The sequence below is a fragment of the Paenibacillus sp. sgz302191 genome, assembly GCF_057749925.1.
In genome coordinates, this window is record NZ_JBYLHY010000006.1 from 266393 (window position 1) to 285808 (window position 19416).

The following is a 19416-nucleotide window of genomic DNA, read 5'->3' on the forward strand; positions in this document are numbered from 1 at the left end:
CCGAATTGGGCGGCGATAGGGATAGATAGCCCCCTATTTGCTGCGCACTTCGAAAATAGCGAATTTCAAATAATGACCCTCGTCTACGCCAAGAATGCGAGAGTGGTCCATGCCGGCTCCGCGAAACTCGACGAGCCGGAGAATTTTGCCCGCATCCGCAGCCGCCGCGTGAATCGTCTCCAGAAACAGCTCGGGACGCATATGATACGAGCAGCTCGCCGTGACCAGGTAGCCCCCTTCATTTACAAGTTTCATGCCGTGCAAATTAATATCCTTGTATCCGCGGCAGGCGCCTTCGACGGCGCTTTTCGTTTTGGCGAAGGCCGGCGGATCGAGAATGACGACATCCCACGTGCGTCCTCCGCTGACCGGCTTCGACGTGTCGATTTTGGACTGGGCCGTGTTCGCGGATGCCCGCGCTTTGCGTTCGTCCAAGCCTTTGACCTGCTGGCGCAAATAGTCAAACGCATCGGCGACGACAAATTCGACGCGCTCTTCGAACCCGTTCAACTGCACGTTCGTTCTGGCGCTTTCGATAGCATGCTCGGATATGTCAAGGCAGGTTACTTTTTTAGCGCCGTATTTGCAGGCGTTTAAAGTGAAGCTGCCCGTATGCGAGAAGCATTCGAGCACCGTCGCGCCGTCCCAGTAAGGGAAAGAGACGATTTTGCCGTTGGCGTTCACAGGCCGCTTGCGGCTGACGCCGTCTTCTTCCGCATCCTGCAAAACGATGCCGCTGCGGTAGCCCCAGCCTGTCATCAGCGGTGCGATGGACGCGCGATTTTCTCTTTGATCGAAAAAATAGCCCGTCTTTTGCCCTTCCTCAATGTCCACCCGGATGCGGAGTCCGTTTTCCAAAATATCCACATGCCTCGGACACTCGCCGTAAAGAACTCCTTTGGTTTGCTGCAAGCCCTCCAGTTCGCGAACCGCCACATCGCTGCGCTCGTAAATGCCCGCAGGGCTCATCACCCGAACAAGCGCCTCCACGATTTGCGCGCGGCAGCGGTCCATGCCCAAAGTCAACAATTGCACGACCAGCACGTCGGCAAATTTGTCGACAATGAGCCCCGGGAGAAAATCGGCCTCTCCATATACCAACCGGTACGATTCGGCCTCGCCCAAAAAGCGTTTGCGATGCTGCAGGCACCGCTCAATCCGCTCTGTAAACACCTCCGTGGTCAAAGCCTCCAGCGGCTGATAAGAGACGATCCGCACTGTGATTTGCGATGCTTCGTTGTAATAGCCCGTTCCCAAGTATTGGCCCAGGTGATTATGAACCGCCACAAGCGCACCCGGCTCGACTTCCCCGTCCACGCGCTCGATTTCGCTGCGGTACACCCAAGGGTGTCCCTGCTCCAAACGGAACTTGCGTTTCTTTTGTAAAATTACGGCTGTCATATGTTGATATGCCTTCCTTTGCGTGAAACCGCTCTCCAGCGCCCAGCTTGTCATGCTTGTCTGTACGGCCACATATATTGGTTGATAACGAATACAAGTTTGTGCGAAGGAGCTCTCCGCTTATGATGTCTTCGATTGTACTGCCTGTTCTTACGGGTTTGGCGATGTTTTTGTTCGGGATGAAGCTGATGGAAACCGCGCTTCACCACTGGGCCGGCGCCAGCCTCCAGCTGTGGCTGGAGCGGTTCACGCGGACGCCGCTGCACGGCCTCGCGGCCGGTACGGCGTTAACCGCGGCGCTTCAAAGCAGCACCGCGATTACCGTCATCTCCATCAGCCTGGTCAACGCCGGCGTGCTGTCCTTCTCGCGAACGCTCGGCATCATTCTCGGTACGAACATCGGCACGTGCCTGACGACCGAGCTGATCGGGCTCAGCATCGGCGGCCTCGGCCTGCCGATGCTGTATGCGAGCGCAGGCGTCTGGCTCGCGAGCTGGCTGGCCGGGCCGCTGCCCCCTGCGGCGCGCGGCCTTGACATGGCCCGCGGCGCGGCTCCGCCGGGCGCCCGCGGGCTGCTGCGCAGCGTGCGCTACGGCGCGCTGGCGGCGGCGGGCTTTGCTCTCGTGCTGCTCGGCATCGAGATCATGCAAACGATCGGGCCTGCGCTGCAGTCCCGAGGCCTGTTCGCTTGGTTCGTCGACCAAGCGAAGCAAAGCCTGCTCTGGGGCGTCCTCGCAGGCGCAGCAGTCACCGCGCTGGTCCACAGCAGCGCGGCGGTCATTGCGATGGCAATGGGGCTCGCCTCCATCCAGAGTATCCCCATCGAGCTCGGCGTAGCGATCACGATCGGGGCGAACGTCGGCACTTGCGTGACCGCGCTCATCGCCGGGATAAGCGGCTCCCGCGCCGGCAGATTCGTCGCCTGGTCGCATCTGATCCTTAACATCGGCGGCGCCGTGCTGTTTTATCCGTTTATTCACCAGCTCGTCAGCCTATCCGCCTGGCTGGCCGGCAGCGAATCCGTGCAAATCGCCCGCGCTCAGACGGTGTTCAACGTCGTAAGCTCGCTGATCGCGCTGCCGTTTTGCTATCTTAGTATTTGGCGGCGCCTCGAAGCCCGGCCGTAACCGCCGGGCCGCAGCTCGCGCCGGGTCCGGCTTCCGGCTGCTTTTACTTCACATCGAACCCCAATTTCCGCAAAGCTTCGCCCAGTACGCTATTGTTGTTCTCGTAGCCGGACTCAAGCTGCTGCCGCCAGGCTTCTTCAGGCTCCAGCCACTCGACGCCTCTGATTTCTTCGACTTGCGCCTGCAGCGCCCCGTCTATCGCTTCCACGAGATAATAGTGGACTTCCTTATCGACGGTTTCCGCTTTTGCATTCGTGTACTGATACGCGATCACTTCAACCGGTTCGACGATTCGCCCATGGATTCCAGTTTCCTCCAAAATCTCCCTCAGCGCCGTCTGCTCGACCGTTTCGCCCGGCTCCATTTTGCCTTTGGCCAAAGTAATTTTACCGTACCTGTCCTGAATCATTTGGACGTGCAGCTTGCCGTCCTGCCTGCGGTATACGACTCCGCCAGCCGATATTTCTTTCATCATTTAACCTCCAGTGCGAGCTTGAGAATTTTATACGTAAAAAGGGACCGCGCGCAAAAGCGTCAGCAAATGAGCCGGATCGGGCCCCAAAATGGATGAAAGACGCCTCCACAATCACTTTGCAAGCGGGGATGAGGCGTCTTTTCGCGGAAATTGCGTGTCGGTGAGCGGACCGCGCCTCTTAAACCGCATACAGTCCCGCCCCCGCACATCCCCGCTGTTATGGAACGAAAGCCAACGGCGTTGTAGTTCTTGCTGTAAGCCGCTGTGCGCTGCGCATGTCACCCGCCGCGGGCCGTCCCAAAACCGCGCGGCCCTTAGCGAACCAGCTTGCGCCAGCGAGTGCAACACCGCTTGCTTGGGAGCTGCGCGCGGTGTTGCGCCGCATGACAGCGGTCGGTTGAACACTGCGCGCGTGGCAAGCAATGTCTTAGCCGGCAAGTTTCTTCTTGCCAGCCGACAAAACCTGCAAAAGTGCAGGCTTTTTCGACGGAAACGGCTCGTTTCGCTGAAAAGCCTGCGATTGTGCAGGAATTTCCGGTCACGAGGAGCCAGAGCCTGCAAATCCGCAAAAAACCTGCATTTTTGCAGGAATATTCCGAAACCAGGGCATCCGACGGTAAAAAGATGCACTTTTGCAGGTTTTCTGTGCGCCGCGCACAGGTCCCAGCACACGGTGTTGCGCTGCATGACGACGGTCGGTCAACCACTCCGCGCGTGGCAAGCAATGTCTTAGCCGGCAAGTTTCTTCTTGCCGGCACTTAAAACTGCAAAAGTGCAGGCTTTTTCGACGGAAGCAGCTCGTTTCGCTGAAAAGCCTGCGATTGTGCAGGAATTTCCGGTCACGAGGAGCCAGAGCCTGCAAATCCGCAAAAAAGCCTGCAGATTTGCAGGAATAATCCGAAACCGGGGCATCCGACGGTAAAAAGATGCACTTTTGCAGGTTTTCTGTGCGCCGCGCACAGCTCCCAGCACACGGTGTTGCGCTGCATGACGACGGTTGGTCAACCACTCCGCGCGTGGCAAGCAATGTCTTAGCCGGCAAGTTTCTTCTTGCCAGCCGACAAAACCTGCAAAAGTGCAGGCTTTTTCGACGGAAGCAGCTCGTTTCGCTGAAAAGCCTGCGATTGTGCAGGAATTTCCGGTCACGAGGAGCCAGAGCCTGCAAATCCGCAAAAAAGCCTGCAGATTTGTAGGAATAATCCGAAACCAGGGCATCCGACGGTAAAAAGATGCACTTTTGCAGGTTTTCTGTGCGCCGCGCACAGCTCCCACCACACGGTGTTGCGCTGCATGACGACAGTCGGTCAACCACTACCCGCATGGCCAGCGGCATCTTAGCCGGCAATTTTTGCAGACGTTTCTTTGCAGCGTCAAGCGAAGGTCCGGCTCTGCGGTATGCTATGAAGCGCTGCACGGAAACGGGCTGTCCGTGCTCTTGCTGCAACGATGTTTTGCACCGCTACACATGGCCGCCCCTACTCGGTCCCCTGCTTTAACGATGTTTCATATCGTTATTGGGGAGGCGACGAGCCGACCCAGCCCCTGCTCCAACGATGTTTCACACCGCTGCACATGGCGCTCCGGCTCCGGCTCGGGCCCATGCCTGCCGTAACAATGCTGCGCATCTTTGCGCGCGTTCTGGCCCGGTGCGCCGGTTGGAACGATGCTTTTGGCATCGTTTTTTCGCGAGAAGGCTGACCCTCCGGCGGCTTTCGCCGCTGAAAGGTCAGCCCTTTACAAACTCACTGCCTGCGCATGCTCGGCCAGGCGAACGATCCGTCCTTTGCTTTCGTTGACTCCGGCTTCGGCAACTTGAACGCGGCACACTTCTCCGATCAGGCTGTCGGCCCCTTCAAAAACGAGGTTCAAATAGTTGTCGGAGTACCCCATCAGCAAGCCGCTGTCGGGAGCTCCTTTATAGGAACGCTCGGGAATGACTTCCAGCACTTGGCCGACGAATTTTTGCGCGTAGGCCAGCTGCATTTTCTCCGAAAGATCGATCAGCTCGTGCACGCGCGCATTTTTGATTTCTTCGTCGATCTGATCTTCCATCCGCGCGGCAGGCGTGCCTGTTCGCTTGGAATACGGAAATACGTGCATTTCCGAAAATTGCATCTGCTCCATGAACTTGTAACCGTTACGGAACATTTCTTCGGTTTCCCCCGGGAAGCCGACGATGACGTCCGTTGTGATGGCTACGTCCGGCATGATCGCATGGAGCCGCTCGATTTTGCCGGCGAATTCGGCCGTCGTATATTTTCTGCGCATCCGTGCGAGCACCTGATCGTCGCCGGCTTGCAGCGGAATGTGCAGATGGCGGCACATTTTGTCGGACGCCTGCAGCACCTCGATCACTTCGTCGGTGATTTGGCTGGCTTCGATGGAGCTGATGCGGATGCGTTTCAGACCGTCCACTTTGTCGAGATCCCACAGCAGCTTCGCGAGACTGTAATCCTCGATATCTTCGCCGTAGCCGCCGGTATGGATGCCGGTCAGTACGATTTCTTTGTAGCCCGCCTCGACCAGCGTTCTCGCCTGCTGGATTACGCTCTGCGGTTCACGGCTGCGCATCAGGCCGCGCGACCACGGGATAATGCAAAAGGTGCAGAAATTGTTGCAGCCTTCCTGGATTTTCAAAAAAGCCCGCGTGCGGTCTGCAAAATCCGGCACGTCCAGTTCCTCGAACTGGCGTGTTTTCATAATGTTGCGCACCGCGTTAATCGGCATGCGCTCCCCCTCAAACTGCTTAACCAGCGGGATAATTTTATCCCGGTCCTGGGTGCCGATGACCATGTCTACGCCCGGGATCGCCATAATTTCGGCGGGGGACGTCTGCGCGTAGCAGCCCGTTACCGCGACGATCGCTTCCGGGTTGCGGCGAATCGCCCTCCGGATCATCTGCCGGCTTTTTTTGTCGCCCGTATTGGTGACCGTACATGTATTGATGACGTAGACATCGGCCGTTTGTTCGAAATCGACCTGCTCATAGCCTTCGTTTTTGAACAGCTGCCATATGGCCTCCGTATCATAGAAATTTACTTTACATCCCAATGTATGAAACGCTACTGTTGCCATGATGCTTATCCTCCCATCTCTCCGGATTCATAGAAAAGACACGCAAGACCTACCATTGCCGCGGTCTCCGTCCGTAAAATGCGCGATCCGAGCGACACGGAACGGAATCCCGCCTCTTCGGCCTGTCGGATCTCCTGCTCCGTAAATCCGCCCTCGGGACCTACCGCAAGCAGCACCCGCTTGCCCGGGGCAAGCTTGCCGGACGAGGCGGCTTCCTGCAGCGCAGGCTTCAATTGCTGCCCGTCCTCTTTTTCGTAGCAGATCCAGGCGGCATCCGCTTCCCGGGCGCACTGCAGCAGCTGCTTCCAGCTCAGCACCGCCTCCACCTCCGGCACGCGGTTGCGGTGCGCCTGCTCGGCCGCTTCCTTGGCGATTTTTTGCCAGCGCTCGGTGCGCTTGGCTTCTTTTTTGGCGTCGTACTGGACAACCGTGCGCTCCGATAAAAAAGGAAGAAACCGGGCTGCCCCGATCTCGGTCCCTTTTTGAATAACCGTCTCCATCTTGTCGCCTTTCGGCAAGCTCTGCGCGACCCATACCTCAACGGCCGGCTCGGCGTCCATCGGCAGCTCCTCCACCACTTCCGCGGTCACCGCCGCCTTATCCAGCGCAGTGATGCGGACGATCGCCTCGCGGTCCTTGCCGTTGCTGCAAATGACCTTGTCCCCGATCTCGGCCCTCATAACACGCTGCAAATGGTGCGCATCGTCGCCCTCGATCGTCACCGTATCGGAGCCCGGCTGAAATTGACCGGGCGGAAGAAAATAACGCTGCATAAATTCGAAGCCTCTCTATCTGCATTAAATTCATTTTTCTAATGAAACGTCCACACACCATCATACCTGTTTTCGAGCGGAAAATCTACAGGCGGCTTTTTACTCAAATGCCTAGCATCCACGCGATTGGGTATTCGAACAGCCTAAGAATATGATCTCCCAAGCCGAGGTAAGGATCAAGCGTAACCTGCCTCAGCGGTCTGATAAATACGACCAAAAGGAAAATAATGTAAGCCCATTGTTCAAACTTTTGCAAGCCTTCGCTGTACCGCAAATTGACCAAATCCTGAATGATCCGGTAGCCGTCCAGCGGCGGAATCGGGATCAGGTTGAACAGGAACAGCGTTAAATTAATGTTGACCATCAGATTCAAAAAGATTACGATCGCTTTCTGGGTTCCCCCGGACAGACCGTCAAGCCAGTGATAATAGCCGACAAAGCTCAACAGCGCGTAAGCGATAAATACTAAAATCAAATTGCTGAGCGGCCCGGCGGCCGTCACGATAATGCCCATCAGACGGGGATTTTTGAAATTCCCGCGGTTGACCGGCACGGGCTTGGCCCAGCCGAACCCGGCGATCAGCAGCATGATCGTGCCGAACAAATCCAGATGCGCCATCGGATTCAGCGTAACTCTGCCGAATTGATAAGCCGTCGAATCCCCCAGTTTATAAGCGCTGTACGCATGCGCGAATTCATGAAGCGTAAAAGATAAAATCAATACTAAAATGACGAACGGCAGCACGTCCCAATTGTAAAACAATAATCCTCCCATGTATGACGCACCTACAGCTTTCTCGCCGTAATCACTACCCAATCGGAATCGTAGCTTTTATCTACGATCGCAAAGCCCGCAGCGACCAGCGCTTTCTCCACATCCGCTTCCTTGCTTGTAATGATGCCCGAAGCTACGTAATAGCCGCCAGGCTGAAGAACCTCGTATACATCGCCAACGAACAGCAAAATAATTTCCGCCAAAATGTTCGCGACCACAACTTGCACCGGAATCGCAACCCCCAGCTCGGAAGAAGCGCCGGTTTCGCTTGCTTTGAGCACGCCCAGCAAATCGCTCAGCTTGACGGTTATATCGTTCTCAAGCCTGTTCAGCTTCGCATTTTCGGTTGCGCTTGACACCGCAACGGGGTCCAGATCGACGGCGAGCACATGTCTCGCGCCCAATTTGGCGGCGGCAATGGATAAAATGCCCGAGCCGGTTCCTACGTCGATCACGTCGTCGCCGGGCTGCACGACTTTCTCCAGCGTTCTCAGGCAGAGCGCAGTCGTCGCATGCGTGCCGGTGCCGAACGCCATTCCGGGGTCAAGCTCCAGGATAAGCTCGTCCGGTCCGCCTGCATACTCTTCCCAGGTCGGCTTGATCGTCAAGCGGTCCGATACGCGAATCGGCTTGAAATACTGCTTCCAGGCGTTCGCCCAATCTTCGTCGTCGACTTCGCGCATTTCGTAAGACGGGTTTCCGGTATCGATGTCGTATTCGCGAAGCTGTTCGACCGAAGCCCGCAGCTGCTCCAGAATCGCATCCATCTCCGTCCCTTGAGCAAAATACCCTTTGATCACCGCTCTTCCTTCCGGAATGTCGTTCAGCGGCAGTTCGTACCACTGTCCGAGCGAAGTGTCCCTCTGTTTGTTCAACGTGCCGGATTCCTCAATAGATACGCCCCCGGCGCCGAGTTCGTGAATAAAGTTCGAAATCATTTCTATTGCTTCTTCCGTCGTATGTACGGTAATTTCGTGCCAACGCATGTGTACTGCTCCTCCTGTCAAGTTGCCTAAAATTCATAATGACTATTGTACTATACTTCGCCTTCCGGGTAAAATAACGCCTTTCAAAAAGCAAAAAACATCCGCCTGTGTGCGCCGCAGCGCCCGTCAAGCAGATGTTTTTGTTTTAAACCAGTCCTCCCGCGGATTCGATGACGCGCAGCGATTGCTCGTAAACGGCATCGTCGACTACGGCCGCCACGATAAAATTAAATCCCGTCACGCCGCCTCCGCCCCCGTCGCTCATTCCGCTCGCAGCCGGATCGGCGGCAATCAAAATCCCTTCATCCGGCGTAGAAATATCGGCGGCTTGTGTCAACCGTCCCAGGCTGCCGAAATCTCCCGCATACGGATTGTGCACGGAGAGCAGCCCGTAGCCCGGATAGCGGCCGAATTGATCGACCTGTACGTCGATGGCCCGCAGCGCTTTAAGCTTCGCCTGAACGGCGTTAGCCTGTTCCTCCGAGCGGAAATAAGCCAAAATGTTTTTCTCCGCCATTACGAATGTTCCTGTCTGTAATCCGCCGCTTCTGCCCGTTCCACAGCTTCTACGTCGTCTGCGTCGGCCCGCTCGGCCGAGAATTCAACGTCTTCATTTTTCGCAACGGGCAAGCTGCTTGTTTCCGATTGCCGTTTGTTGTCGCTCATCGCTTTAGCCTCCTGATCGCTCCAAGATTTTATCCCGTTTTATTGTTCGCAGGCAAAAACGTTATTATGCTCGGAACGATCCTTAGCCGCACGCAAACGCAGCTACTCCTTGATCTTTTCGAAAGAGGCATTGTACAAACGAAACATCGTTTTATAACCGGATTCGTCCAGCTTAACTCCTACGTCCAGCTTCCCTGTAATTAGCAGCGGTCCGGACGTATATCGCAGCTTCACATCGTCAGGCACGTAGACGATCATAATTTTATTCCAGTACGTTTCGTCGCCGTTGTCAAAAGGACACTCCGCCCCAGGCTTCGGAATGAGCAGAAACCAGTGCTTCTCAAAAGACAGCACTTCGCCCATAAACCCTTTGATTTGCACCGTTTTGCCGTTCATGTCCCAAAAATGCTCCGACGGCCGGTCCTGCTTGTCGTTGTCAAAAAACTGCGTCCAATTGATCTCGTTGGACGCTGTGCCCGCCTGCTTGGGAGCCTCGCCGGGAGCGGCTTCCTGCTTCGGCTCGGAGGCCGTGGGCGCGGGCGTCGGCGCCGGCGAGGTCGCGGGCGCTGCGCTTGGCGAAGCCGCCGGGGGAACGCTCGGCGAGGCCGCTGCTGCAGCCGCCGCGGGCGACGCGCTTGGCGAAGCCGCCGGGGAAGCCGACGGCGCTGCGGACGGCGCCGCGGTCGATGCGGCAGCCGCGGTTTCCGCCGGCGCCGCAGGGGCCGCCGCGGCCGCGGGCGTCGGCGTCGGCGAGGCAGCCGCCGGTGTGACGGCTGCGCTGTTCACGCCGGCGGCGGCCGCAGCGCCGCTGGCAAACGATTCGCCCGCAGGCTGCGCGTTTTTTTGTCCGCAGCCTGCCGCAACCATCGTGAGCAAGCTCAATGCGATAACTGAATGTTTCATTTTCATAGCGATCACCTCACGACCTGAAAAGCTGCAGGGGATCGACACGGTAAGCTTGCAGCGCCGGACCCGCGGAAGCCAAAACGCCGATCAGCAAAGCGCCGGCTGCAAGCAGCCATTCCCCTGGAAGCAGATTCCAGGATTGAATTTGCAGTCCTGTGAATTCAAATACGGCATCGCGGCTGATGTAACCGCCGACATGGCCGATCACGAGCCCGAGCACCAGGCCGATCGCCGTCAGCAGCAAGCCTTCGCCGATAAGCGAGCACCAAATAAACTGTCTGGACTTGCCGATCAGCCGGAGCAGACCGACGTCTTTTCTCCGCTCGTTGACCGCAGCAATCAGCGAAAGCAAAATCGAAACTGCGGCCAGCAGGACGCAGATCACGGTTACGACGCTAAGCGCCTGCGTCCCTTTGTCCACTACATTCACTACATCCGCGACCGCTTTGCTTGTATATACGGCCTGTATGTTGCTCATTTGCCCGTATTTGGTTTTGATATTTTGCGCGCCGAGCAGCGTTTTGGGCTTGACGAGTATTGCGGTGATTTCCTTATGCTCGGCGGACTCCGTGTGATGAACGGCCCAGGCGTAATCCAGCGTCGTGAAAACCGCCCGGTCGTCCGATGTCATTAAAGGCGGCAAAATGCCGACAACCGTGTAGGAAAAACTGTGATGATCGTGCTCTTCCCCGCCGTCCTCATCATGGTCCGCTTCCCCCTGGATCAAGCCATGCGCGCCTTGAAACTTATCGCCTACACGGAGATTCATCGCTTGCGCGGCATGCGATCCGATCACGGCTTCGCCCAGCTTGCCGTACAGTCTGCCGAAAGCCATTTGCTTGTCGCCGTATCGGGTCGTAAAATAACCCTGTTCCATCCCGACGATCGGGAAGCCGTTGTAGTTATCCCCGGTCGTCATGGCAAACGCGGTGTCCACTTGCCCGTCTTTACGAACGTCCTCCAGCAAAGAAAACGGGACATTTCCCGTCGGAGCGCCGATATGATAATACGTGTTCAAAGCCAGCTGGGACGCGCTGCCCTTCGCCCCGATCGTCACTTCGAAAGGACCGTATCCCTTCTCGGCTCCCTGTTCCACGCCGGCGCTGCATAGCAGCAGGAAAACGATCAGCGCTACGGTGATCGCCACGGACAATACCGTCAGAAGCGACAGCATTTTACGATGTATAATATTGCTCCAAAGCAATGAAAACAGGCTCATACCGCTTCTCCTCTATGAAGTTGATTCAACTCGTGAATGTGAACCCGCTTCGGAAACAGCTCCGCCAAATGCAGATCATGGGTCACGGTCAGCAAAGTCAGCTTCTCCGAGCCGCATATGTCAAGCAGCAGCGACATGATATCGCGCGCCGTCTCCCAATCCAGACTGCCGGTCGGCTCGTCGGCCAGCACGAGCGCCGGCTTGGCCGCCAAAGCTCTTACGATCGCAGCCCGCTGCTGCTGCCCGCGGGACAGCTGGGAAGGCAGATGGTGCCGGCGGTCTTGCAGCCCCACCCGTTCAAACCATGCGTCAAGCTGCTCGCGCCGCTGCTTGGCGCTCCACTCCTTCGGAACGATCAGCTCGACATTTTGCTTGATGGATAACGATGAGATCAGGTGAAAGTCCTGAAAAACGTAGCCGACCTTCCGGGCTCTGAACTGATCGCGCTTCGATTCGGAAAACGAATGAATCGGCTCGCCGTCTATCGTAATTTCGCCGTCATCCGGCGCCATAACGCCGCTGAGCAGATGGAGCAGCGTGCTCTTCCCGCTTCCGCTCGGACCGATCAATGCGATGCGCTCCCCCTGGGTTACCTGCCAATGCTTCACCTGCAAAACAGGATATCGGGTACCGCCTGCCGTAAAATGTTTGCTTACTTCCTTCATCTCGATCATTCGGTTCACCCCTTAAGCTTGATTTCGTTTGCGATACAAAAGAAAGAGGACAGAGGCCCTAACTTCCCCCTGTCCGCTCCTTTCCTGTCTTGCGGAAAACTTAGTTTTTCACGATGCGCTCGTTGAAAGCGTCCCACGTATAGCTTTTGCCTGTCAGCTTGTTGAATACGTCAAGCGGCAGGTACAGCTTGCCGTTGTCGACATTGCCCGAAAGGCCGATGCTTGTGCCGTTTTCCGAAATTTCGCCAGTCGCTGCGAGGACGGAATATTTTTTGCTGTCTTTTGTTAATGTTATTGTTTTGGTAGCTTCATCCCATGCGACAGTAATGCCCAGCTCTTCGGCAAGCGATTTTGCCACGAACAGCGTTTGGTTGTCGCGGGTAACTTTGAACAGCGGGTACATAAATTTGTCTTGCAGTTCTTTCGTTGCTGCAGTCAGATCCGCACCGATTACTTTCGCTCCGCTTTTCGCGATATCGGTATTGTCCACGTCGCCTTTGACGAGCGAAGCGATCGGACCGTAAGCCCATACGCCAACGTCTACGCCAGTATGTCCGTGACCTGTCCAACCTACAGCAAGACGTTTCGAAACGACTGCGTTGTAACCTCCGGCACGACCGTAAGAAGAACCGTCGCCTTTAAGGATCAGCGCTACTTCATCGTCCGACAGATCCGTGAAGCCTGTGTTGTCGGCAACGATTTTACGGATATCGTCGGCAGTTTCCGCTTTTTTGAGCAGGCCGTCCAAATACTCGTAGGAATGCTTCTCTTTATTGAACAAATCCACGTTCAACTCATACACGTTGTTGATCGCCAGCGACAATCCGCCGGTTTCATGGTCAGCCGTAACGACAACCGAAGTGTTGCCGTCTTTTTTCGCAAAGTCGACAAGCGCTTTGAAAGTTGCGTCCAGTTCAAGCATTTCCTGAATGTTGGCAGGAAGGTCGTTTGCATGTCCGGCATGGTCGATACGTCCCGCTTCTACCATGAGCACAAAGCCGTTTTTGTTTTGGGAAAGAATATCGATCGCTTTTTTAGCCATTTCCGGCAGGTCAGGCGTCGTCGCAGTGTCGCGGTCAAGCACGTAAGGGATTTCAACCGGAGCAAAAACGCCGAGCGCTTTGCCGGCCGTTGCCGGAATGGCGTCCAGACCTTTTTTGTCGAAAGCCGTCTTATAGCCTTTAGCTTCGAAATCAGGAATAATATTTTTGTCCGTCCGCTTGCCTTTTTCATCCTTCGTCACGAAGTTGACTTTGCCGCCGCCGAACAATACGTTCACGCCGCTGTTCAAATATTGGCTGGCAATCGCGTTTTGGTTGCTGCGCTGGCGCACATGGGAAGCCCAAACCGCCGGTGTAGCGCCTGTAATGCTATCTGTCGTAACAAGTCCGGTTGCTTTGCCTTGCTTCATAGCCGCTTCGATCACGGAAGCAAAAGGTTTCGCCACATCGCCGTTCGATACGCTGATCGCGTTGTTGTATGTTTTGTTGCCGGTGGAAAATGCAGTTCCTGCCGCAGCCGAGTCCGTTACCGCTCCGGATTCCGACGTGTAAGGGCCTGCAACCGAGTATGTAGTGGCTTTGCCGACATAGTAGCCGCCGTCAAGTTCCAAACGGTCTTTATTTAAGAACTTTTTGGAATAATACCGTGCGGCCGTAACCTCAGCCGGACCCATGCCATCGCCGATCAGCACGATCAAGTTTTTGGATGGCGATGCTGGAGCTGTCGCTTCCTGCGTTTTGGCCGGAGCAGCCGTATCAGCCGCAAATGCGGAACCGTAGACGCTGATGGAAACCAGGGAGAGCGTTAAGGTGGAACCGATGATTTGTTTCAAGCCCTTTTTCAAATGAATTCCCTCCAAAAATGTATTTCAACTTCTTCAGCATAATCCCCGTTGATTTTAGGAGGTTCAACTCTATGTTTTCACAGCATTAAAAGTTTTATCAAAGATTAAGAGAATGTAAAAACAAGCATGGGTACCGTCCGGTTCTCGCTGTGAGCGATCCGCTGACAAGCCGTTTACGATCCGCCAACAATGAGAAAAATCACCGTCCTGCCCGGTACAACCGCCGAACGTATGGCAAAGTTTGATCCGGCCAACTTTGTTTAGCTGTCCAAAAAGTATTTTACCATGTGAATGAATTTCGCAGCCGCCAAGACTGTTTCTCTAGACCCACACGATCGGCATCCTTTATGATGAGTGAGTCATTAAATTGTGGGGGAGATTGAAGTTATGGATATTTACAATAGTTTGCAAGAGGGGGAAAAAGGGGCATGGCTGAGCATTGGGGCCTATGTCTTTTTATCGGCTTGCAAGCTGGCTGTCGGCTATTATGCAAATTCCGAAGCGCTTCAAGCGGACGGATTGAACAATACGACGGACATCGTCGCATCGGTGGCCGTGCTGATCGGGCTGAAAATATCGCGAAAGCCCCCTGATCAAAACCATAAATACGGACATTTCCGCGCGGAAACGATCTCCACGCTGATCGCGTCTTTTATTATGGCCATCGTCGGCATCGAAGTGCTGGTCAGCGCCATCAAATCGTGCTTTGCGGACTCGCCCCCGGTTCCGGGCATGATATCCGCCTGGACGGCGCTCGCTTCCGGCATCTTCATGTTCGGCGTGTACGCGTACAACTTCAAGCTGGCCAAGCGGACGAACAGCAGCGCCGTTATGGCCGCCGCCCAGGATAACCGCTCCGACGCGTTCGTCAGCTTCGGCGCCTTCGTCGGCATCGTCGGTTCGCAGTTCGGGCTCGACTGGCTTGATCCTTTGACCGCGACGATCGTCGGCGTCATCATCATAAAGACGGCGGTCGATATTTTCCGCGAAGCGATCCACTCCTTATCCGACGGGTTCGATGAAAAGCAGCTGGCCGATTTCGCCAAAACGATTAAAAAAATTGCCGGCGTCCAGACCGTCAAAGACATAAGGGCAAGAGCGCACGGTGCATTCATTCTGCTGGACGTAACGATTCTGGTGGACGAAAAGCTGAGTGTCAAAGAAAGCCATACGATCACGGAAGTGATCGAACACCGGATGAAGGACAAACATCGGGTGGAACACGTTCACATTCATATCGAACCTATATCCGATCCGATAAAAATCGACCGCGCGGAAGAAGTCGTCCGCTAAACCAAGCGGGCGGGCGGCTCTAGAACGCCCGCTTGACTCGTCTCCGTCACTAGCGCGTGAAAAGCCTGCGAAACTCCCACGCCGCCGTGGATGGCACCGCACAGAATCGCACCGCGCGCAGCTCCCAACGCGCGGTGTTGCGCCGCATGACGGCGGTCGGTCGACCATAACACGTGGGTGCACCTGCGGCGAGATACTCCTGCAAATGTCAGGCTGTTGAAAAACTCGCGTGCCCGGAGATAAGCACATCTGCCTGGCAACGCGGAGAAAGCCTGCAAATGTGCAGGTTTTTGCACGTGAATACGCTCAGCAGCTGAAAATTCCTGCAAATGTGCAGGTTTTTTAGCTGCTGTTCGAGCTGTAGGCCCATTTTTGTCGGGAATTCCTGCACAATTGCAGGCTTTTCCTCAAAATGAGGCCCATACGTAGAAAAAGCCTGCACTTTAGCAGGCTTTTAAGTTTGACAAGCATTCCTGGCAAATGTGCAACAGTTGAAAAACTCGCACGCCGGGAAATAGAACATTTGCTTGGCAACGCGGAGAAAACCTGCAAAAGTGCAGGCTTTTGCACGTGAATACACTGACAGCGGAAAATTCCTGCAAATGTGCAGGCTTTTTAGCTGCTGGACGAGCCCAGGCTCATTTTTGTCGAGAATTCCTGCACAATTGCAGGCTTTTCCTCAAAATGAGGCCCATACATAGAAAAAGCCTGCACTTTCGCAGGCTTTTAGCTCACAGGCGCGCGAAGCCAGCAGCTATGGCTGTGGTCACGTCGCTCGCCCGAGCGAGAAGTTAACCAAGCCTCTTCACGTATGGCTGCACTCAAAATCAAGCCCCCCTCCGGCTGCCTGCCTTGGCAAAGTGCCGCGTCTTTCTCGTCCGACACTCTGATTTTCGCAGTTTTCGCGGGCTTGTGGGGCTGGCGGGACTGGTGGGACTGGTGGGACTGGCGGGACTGGCAGGGCTGGTGGGACTGGCGGGCTGACCAGGCCGACGGGCCTGACGGAGCTGACAGACCTGGCAGGCTGCTTCGGCAGCGCCGCCGGGGACGGCAGGCGGCCTTCGGCTGACTAAAAAAAGCACTCCGCTTAAGTGGCGCTTCGGCTGAACTTCCCGGCCGTCGCATCCGCTAGCGGAGTGCTTTTTTGTTTAATCGCCCAAAAAGGCTCTTTTCATGCGCTCGAAAATCGACTCGCTCTGCTCGTGCGTATGCTCGCCGCTCTGCTTGCCGAATTGGCGCAGCAGGTCCTTCTGCTCCTCGCTCAAGTTCGTCGGTGTGACGACGACGACTTTCACGTGCTGGTCGCCCTGGCCGTAGCCGCGCAAGCGCGGGACCCCTTTTCCTTTGAGGCGGAAATGGGTGTCGGTCTGCGTCCCGGCGGGAATTTTCAGCTTGACCTTCTCGGTCAAGGTCGGAATTTCGATCTCGTCGCCGAGCGCCGCCTGCATGAACGTGAGCGGTACCTCGCAGTAGATGTCGTCGCCTTCGCGCTCGAAAAATTCGTGGGATTTCACGCGGATCACCACGTAAAGATCGCCGGACGGACCACCGCGGGTGCCGGACTCCCCTTCGCCGGTAACGCGCAGCTGCGCGCCGTCGTCTACGCCCGCAGGAATTTTGATATGAATCGTGCGCTGCTTCTTCACTTTGCCCGAACCGTGGCACGTGCCGCACTTGTCCTTAATGATGCGGCCCTGCCCGTTACAAGCGGAGCACACCCGTCGGTTGACGATCCGGCCGAACGCCGTATTTTGCACAACCTCCTGCTGCCCGCTGCCGTGACATACGCCGCACGTTTCCGGCTTCGTGCCCGCCTTGGCGCCAGAGCCGTGGCAAGTGTCGCACGTTTCCGTACGCGGAATATGGATGTCCGTTTCTTTGCCGAACACCGCTTCCTTGAATTCGATCGTCATCGTATACTGCAGATCGTTGCCCCGCTGCGGTGCGTTCGGATTGCGTCTGCCTCCTCCGCCGCCGCCAAAAAACATATCGAAAATATCGCCGAAGCCGCCAAAGTCGGCGCCGCCCATACCGCCCATGCCCTGATTCGGATCAACGTGGCCGAAACGGTCGTACTGCGCTTTTTTCTGATCGTCGCTTAGAACATCGTAGGCTTCCTTGGCTTCTTTGAACTTTTCCTCGGCGTCCGGAGATTTATTGACGTCAGGGTGATATTGACGGGCCGCTTTACGGTAGGCCTTCTTGATGTCTTCTGTCGAAGCATCCTTCTCTACCCCAAGCACCTCATAATAATCGCGTTTGCTCATCGTTCCACTCCCATGTTCAAGACTACAAACGGAAAGTCAAAGCCGCTGGAGCTCCCCAGCCGGCTTTGACTTCACCCGTCCATCTTACTTCTTGTCGTCTACGACTTCATAGTCGGCATCAACCACATTATCGCGTGCTTTGGCATTCTCGCCTGCACCTGCCGCCGCGCCGCCTTCGGCCGCTCCCTGATTCGCTGCCGCTTGCTCATACAGCTTCACGGAAAGCTGTTGAATAATTTCCGTCAGCTCTTCGGTCGCCTTCTTGATCTCTTCCAGATCGTTGCCGGAGAGCGCCGCCGTTACTTTTTCTTTCGCAGCGTTCGCTTTGTCGATTTCGCCCTGGTCTACTTTGTCGCCGAGGTCTTTGATCGTTTTGTCCACGGAGTATACGAGTTGGTCCGCCTGGTTGCGGGCTTCGACAAGCTCTTTGCGCTTGCGGTCTTCTTCCGCGTGCGCTTCCGCGTCTTTCATCATTTTTTCCACTTCTTCATCGCTCAAGCCGCTGGAGGAAGTGATCGTAATTTTTTGGCTTTTTCCTGTTCCTTTATCGAGCGCCGATACGTTCACGATACCGTTGGCATCGATATCGAAGCTGACTTCGATTTGCGGGATGCCGCGCGGAGCCGGAGGAATATCGCCAAGCATAAAGCGGCCCAGCGTTTTGTTGTCCGCCGCCATCGAACGCTCGCCCTGAAGAACGTGAATTTCTACGCTCGTCTGGCTGTCCGCGTAAGTGGAGAACACCTGCGATTTTGTCGTCGGAATCGTCGTATTGCGGTCGATCATTTTCGTGAACACGCCACCTGCCGTCTCGATGCCGAGGGACAGCGGAGTAACGTCCAGAAGAACGACGTCTTTGACGTCACCGGTCAATACGCCGGCCTGAACGGCTGCGCCGAGAGCAACGACTTCATCCGGGTTAACGCCTTTATGAGGCTCTTTGCCAATCAGTTTTTTGATTGCTTCGACGACCGCCGGAATACGGGTGGAACCGCCGACGAGCACGACTTTATCGATGCCGCTTGAAGTCAAGCCCGCATCGCTAAGCGCCTGGCGAGTCGGTCCAAGCGTTCTTTCGACAAGCGGTGCAGAAAGTTCTTCGAATTTCGCGCGGGTCAAGTTCAGCTCCAAGTGCTGAGGCACGCCGTCGACTACCGTAATGAACGGAAGGGAGATCGTCGTGGTCAGAACGCCGGAAAGTTCTTTTTTCGCTTTCTCGGCCGCATCTTTCAAACGTTGAACCGCCGCTTTGTCTTTGCTCAGGTCGATGCCCTGCTCTTTTTTGAACTCGGCTACGAGGTAATCGATGATGACTTGGTCAAAATCGTCGCCGCCCAGACGGTTGTCCCCGCTGGTCGCTTTTACTTCGAAGAAGCCGTCGCCAAGCTCCAGGATCGATACGTCAAACGTACCGCCGCCAAGGTCGTATACGAGAATCGTTTGATCTTCCGTTTTTTCCAAACCGTAAGCAAGCGCCGCCGCCGTAGGTTCGTTGACGATCCGCAGAACTTCAAGACCTGCGATTTTACCGGCGTCTTTAGTCGCTTGGCGCTGGCTGTCGTTGAAATAAGCAGGCACCGTAATAACCGCTTGAGTTACAGTCGAGCCCAGATAGGCCTCCGCATCGGCTTTCAGCTTTTGCAAAATGATCGCGGAAATTTCCTGCGGCGTAAATTCTTTGCCGTCGATGATTTCCTTATGGTTGGTACCCATATGACGCTTGATGGAAATAACCGTTTTGTCCGGATTCGTGATCGCCTGGCGTTTCGCCGTTTCGCCCACTACCCGTTCCCCATCTTTTTTGAAGCCTACGACCGACGGGGTTGTACGGTTTCCTTCGGCGTTAGGGATGACGACAGCCTCTCCGCCTTCCATTACGGCTACGCAAGAGTTTGTCGTACCTAAGTCAATACCAATTACTTTACTCATGAGA

At 55.6% G+C, this 19416-nt stretch carries 17 protein-coding genes; 2 read left to right on the forward strand and 15 right to left on the reverse strand.

Annotated features, from left to right (window positions below):
- Nucleotides 1-33 precede the first annotated feature (33 nt).
- Complete coding sequence (locus AC3G2T_RS11435; protein ID WP_488435514.1) at nucleotides 34-1401, reverse strand: class I SAM-dependent rRNA methyltransferase; 1368 nt, start codon at nucleotides 1399-1401, stop codon at nucleotides 34-36.
- 101 nt (nucleotides 1402-1502) lie between these two features.
- On the opposite strand from AC3G2T_RS11435, the gene AC3G2T_RS11440 reads away from it, so the two are divergent.
- Nucleotides 1503-2528: a Na/Pi cotransporter family protein gene (locus AC3G2T_RS11440; protein WP_488435515.1), complete on the forward strand. Its 1026-nt coding sequence runs from the start codon at nucleotides 1503-1505 to the stop codon at nucleotides 2526-2528.
- 43 nt (nucleotides 2529-2571) lie between these two features.
- On the opposite strand, the gene AC3G2T_RS11445 is transcribed toward AC3G2T_RS11440, so the two are convergent.
- From AC3G2T_RS11445 to AC3G2T_RS11500, 12 genes are all read right to left on the reverse strand, one after another.
- Nucleotides 2572-3000 (reverse strand): NUDIX hydrolase, encoded by a 429-nt coding sequence (locus AC3G2T_RS11445; RefSeq protein WP_488435563.1) that lies wholly within the window; start codon nucleotides 2998-3000, stop codon nucleotides 2572-2574.
- A 732-nt stretch (nucleotides 3001-3732) separates the two neighbouring features.
- Nucleotides 3733-4311 carry a hypothetical protein gene (locus AC3G2T_RS11450; RefSeq protein WP_488435516.1) on the reverse strand — a complete coding sequence of 193 codons (579 nt, stop codon included), beginning with the start codon at nucleotides 4309-4311 and terminating at the stop codon, nucleotides 3733-3735.
- Between the two features lie 426 nt (nucleotides 4312-4737).
- On the reverse strand, nucleotides 4738-6078 hold the full coding sequence (gene mtaB / locus AC3G2T_RS11455; protein WP_488435517.1) for a tRNA (N(6)-L-threonylcarbamoyladenosine(37)-C(2))-methylthiotransferase MtaB: 1341 nt from the start codon (nucleotides 6076-6078) through the stop codon (nucleotides 4738-4740).
- Nucleotides 6079-6083: 5 nt separating this feature from the next.
- On the reverse strand, nucleotides 6084-6851 hold the full coding sequence (locus AC3G2T_RS11460) for a 16S rRNA (uracil(1498)-N(3))-methyltransferase (protein ID WP_488435518.1): 768 nt from the start codon (nucleotides 6849-6851) through the stop codon (nucleotides 6084-6086).
- Between the two features lie 103 nt (nucleotides 6852-6954).
- Nucleotides 6955-7626, reverse strand: coding sequence for a site-2 protease family protein (locus tag AC3G2T_RS11465; protein ID WP_474683444.1), 672 nt, complete (start codon nucleotides 7624-7626; stop codon nucleotides 6955-6957).
- An 11-nt stretch (nucleotides 7627-7637) separates the two neighbouring features.
- Nucleotides 7638-8612 (reverse strand): 50S ribosomal protein L11 methyltransferase, encoded by a 975-nt coding sequence (gene prmA / locus AC3G2T_RS11470; RefSeq protein ID WP_474683443.1) that lies wholly within the window; start codon nucleotides 8610-8612, stop codon nucleotides 7638-7640.
- Nucleotides 8613-8757: 145 nt separating this feature from the next.
- Nucleotides 8758-9129, reverse strand: a complete 372-nt coding sequence (locus tag AC3G2T_RS11475) for a hypothetical protein (protein WP_474683442.1) — start codon at nucleotides 9127-9129, stop codon at nucleotides 8758-8760.
- Complete coding sequence (locus tag AC3G2T_RS11480; RefSeq protein ID WP_488435519.1) at nucleotides 9129-9278, reverse strand: YfhD family protein; 150 nt, start codon at nucleotides 9276-9278, stop codon at nucleotides 9129-9131. The genes AC3G2T_RS11475 and AC3G2T_RS11480 overlap by 1 nt, the downstream gene beginning before the upstream one ends.
- Before the next feature lie 102 nt (nucleotides 9279-9380).
- The gene (locus AC3G2T_RS11485) at nucleotides 9381-10187 is read right to left on the reverse strand and encodes a hypothetical protein (RefSeq protein ID WP_488435520.1); all 807 of its coding nucleotides are present in this window, start codon (nucleotides 10185-10187) and stop codon (nucleotides 9381-9383) included.
- A gap of 10 nt (nucleotides 10188-10197) precedes the next feature.
- Nucleotides 10198-11403 (reverse strand): ABC transporter permease, encoded by a 1206-nt coding sequence (locus AC3G2T_RS11490; RefSeq protein ID WP_474683439.1) that lies wholly within the window; start codon nucleotides 11401-11403, stop codon nucleotides 10198-10200.
- The gene (locus tag AC3G2T_RS11495; protein WP_488435521.1) at nucleotides 11400-12077 is read right to left on the reverse strand and encodes an ABC transporter ATP-binding protein; all 678 of its coding nucleotides are present in this window, start codon (nucleotides 12075-12077) and stop codon (nucleotides 11400-11402) included. The genes AC3G2T_RS11490 and AC3G2T_RS11495 overlap by 4 nt, the downstream gene beginning before the upstream one ends.
- A gap of 100 nt (nucleotides 12078-12177) precedes the next feature.
- Nucleotides 12178-13923, reverse strand: a complete 1746-nt coding sequence (locus AC3G2T_RS11500) for an alkaline phosphatase (protein ID WP_488435522.1) — start codon at nucleotides 13921-13923, stop codon at nucleotides 12178-12180.
- Between the two features lie 387 nt (nucleotides 13924-14310).
- On the opposite strand from AC3G2T_RS11500, the gene AC3G2T_RS11505 reads away from it, so the two are divergent.
- Nucleotides 14311-15216, forward strand: coding sequence for a cation diffusion facilitator family transporter (locus AC3G2T_RS11505; RefSeq protein WP_488435523.1), 906 nt, complete (start codon nucleotides 14311-14313; stop codon nucleotides 15214-15216).
- Between the two features lie 1148 nt (nucleotides 15217-16364).
- On the opposite strand, the gene dnaJ is transcribed toward AC3G2T_RS11505, so the two are convergent.
- Together dnaJ and dnaK are read right to left on the reverse strand one after the other, a co-directional pair.
- Complete coding sequence (gene dnaJ / locus AC3G2T_RS11510) at nucleotides 16365-17483, reverse strand: molecular chaperone DnaJ (RefSeq protein ID WP_474683435.1); 1119 nt, start codon at nucleotides 17481-17483, stop codon at nucleotides 16365-16367.
- A gap of 84 nt (nucleotides 17484-17567) precedes the next feature.
- A complete protein-coding gene (gene dnaK, locus AC3G2T_RS11515) occupies nucleotides 17568-19412 on the reverse strand; it encodes a molecular chaperone DnaK (RefSeq protein WP_474683434.1) in 1845 nt (614 codons plus the stop codon).
- Nucleotides 19413-19416: the final 4 nt, after the last annotated feature.